The following is a 2,500-nucleotide window of genomic DNA, read 5'->3' as shown; positions in this document are numbered from 1 at the left end:
GGATGGACCCCTCACCCAAACAGTGCTCTACCTCCAAGAATCTTAATGTCGACGCTAGCCCTAAAGCTATTTCGGAGAGAACCAGCTATCTCCAAGTTCGTTTGGAATTTCTCCGCTACCCACAAGTCATCCAAGCACTTTTCAACGTGCCCTGGTTCGGTCCTCCAGTGAGTTTTACCTCACCTTCAACCTGCTCATGGGTAGGTCACATGGTTTCGGGTCTACGACATAATACTAATCCGCCCTATTCAGACTCGGTTTCCCTACGGCTCCGTCTCTTCAACTTAACCTCGCATCATATCGTAACTCGCCGGTTCATTCTACAAAAGGCACGCTCTCACCCATTAACGGGCTCGAACTTGTTGTAGGCACACGGTTTCAGGTTCTATTTCACTCCCCTCCCGGGGTGCTTTTCACCTTTCCCTCACGGTACTGGTTCACTATCGGTCACTAGAGAGTATTTAGGGTTGGGAGATGGTCCTCCCAGATTCCGACGGGATTTCTCGTGTCCCGCCGTACTCAGGATACTGCTAGGTATAAAGACTATTTCGAATACGAGGCTCTTACTCTCTTTGGCTGACCTTCCCATGTCATTCTTCTATAATCTTTAAGTCCACATTGCAGTCCTACAACCCCGAAGAGTAAACTCTTCGGTTTGCCCTCCTGCCGTTTCGCTCGCCGCTACTCAGGCAATCGCTTTTGCTTTCTCTTCCTGCAGCTACTTAGATGTTTCAGTTCACTGCGTCTTCCTCTACCTATCCTTAACAGATAGGAGTACTAGCCATTAGCTAGTGGGTTCCCCCATTCGGACATCTCTGGATCGTCGCTTACTTACAGCTCCCCAAAGCATTTCGTCGTTTGTCACGTCCTTCTTCGGCTTCTAGTGCCAAGGCATCCACCGTGCGCCCTTATTAACTTAACCTTATTTTTGGTCTTACGACCTAAACTCTTTAAATATTTACAGCGTTTCGGTTTATTTTCTTGTTACTATTTGATATAGATATTCAATTTTCAATGTTCAATCTTAACACCCTTACAGTGTTAATGGAGCCTAGCGGGATCGAACCGCTGACCTCCTGCGTGCAAAGCAGGCGCTCTCCCAGCTGAGCTAAGGCCCCACAAGACCTCTCAAAACTAAACAAGACCAACGTACAGGTTTCCATTTCCTTAGAAAGGAGGTGATCCAGCCGCACCTTCCGATACGGCTACCTTGTTACGACTTCACCCCAATCATCTATCCCACCTTAGGCGGCTGGCTCCAAATGGTTACCTCACCGACTTCGGGTGTTACAAACTCTCGTGGTGTGACGGGCGGTGTGTACAAGGCCCGGGAACGTATTCACCGCGGCGTGCTGATCCGCGATTACTAGCGATTCCGACTTCATGTAGGCGAGTTGCAGCCTACAATCCGAACTGAGACTGGCTTTAAGAGATTAGCTTGCCGTCACCGACTCGCGACTCGTTGTACCAGCCATTGTAGCACGTGTGTAGCCCAGGTCATAAGGGGCATGATGATTTGACGTCATCCCCACCTTCCTCCGGTTTATTACCGGCAGTCTCGCTAGAGTGCCCAACTGAATGATGGCAACTAACAATAGGGGTTGCGCTCGTTGCGGGACTTAACCCAACATCTCACGACACGAGCTGACGACAACCATGCACCACCTGTCACCTCTGTCCCGAAGGAAAACTCTATCTCTAGAGCGGTCAGAGGGATGTCAAGACCTGGTAAGGTTCTTCGCGTTGCTTCGAATTAAACCACATGCTCCACCGCTTGTGCGGGCCCCCGTCAATTCCTTTGAGTTTCAACCTTGCGGTCGTACTCCCCAGGCGGAGTGCTTAATGCGTTAGCTGCGGCACTGAGTCCCGGAAAGGACCCAACACCTAGCACTCATCGTTTACGGCGTGGACTACCAGGGTATCTAATCCTGTTTGCTCCCCACGCTTTCGAGCCTCAGCGTCAGTTACAGACCAGAGAGCCGCTTTCGCCACCGGTGTTCCTCCATATATCTACGCATTTCACCGCTACACATGGAATTCCACTCTCCCCTTCTGCACTCAAGTTAAACAGTTTCCAAAGCGTACTATGGTTAAGCCACAGCCTTTAACTTCAGACTTATCTAACCGCCTGCGCTCGCTTTACGCCCAATAAATCCGGATAACGCTCGGGACCTACGTATTACCGCGGCTGCTGGCACGTAGTTAGCCGTCCCTTTCTGGTAAGTTACCGTCACAGTGTGAACTTTCCACTCTCACACTCGTTCTTCTCTTACAACAGAGCTTTACGATCCGAAAACCTTCTTCACTCACGCGGCGTTGCTCGGTCAGGGTTGCCCCCATTGCCGAAGATTCCCTACTGCTGCCTCCCGTAGGAGTCTGGGCCGTGTCTCAGTCCCAGTGTGGCCGATCACCCTCTCAGGTCGGCTATGTATCGTTGCCTTGGTGAGCCGTTACCTCACCAACTAGCTAATACAACGCAGGTCCATCTCTTAGTGATGCA

General features: G+C 50.8%; 1 tRNA gene and 2 rRNA genes (1 of these 3 cut by a window edge). All 3 read right to left on the bottom strand.

Annotation, left to right across the window (positions count from 1 at the left end):
• Positions 1 to 922: ribosomal RNA gene (locus HMPREF2704_RS01715) — 23S ribosomal RNA — on the bottom strand (it extends 1,978 nt beyond the left edge of the window).
• 123 nt (positions 923 to 1,045) lie between these two features.
• Positions 1,046 to 1,118, bottom strand: a tRNA-Ala gene (locus tag HMPREF2704_RS01710).
• Between the two features lie 53 nt (positions 1,119 to 1,171).
• Positions 1,172 to 2,500: ribosomal RNA gene (locus HMPREF2704_RS01705) — 16S ribosomal RNA — on the bottom strand; the annotation flags it as partial.

The organism is Streptococcus sp. HMSC076C09 (assembly GCF_001837905.1).
Classification (GTDB): Bacteria; Bacillota; Bacilli; order Lactobacillales; family Streptococcaceae; genus Streptococcus; species Streptococcus parasanguinis_I.
This window is presented reverse-complemented; position numbering and strand designations above follow the sequence as displayed.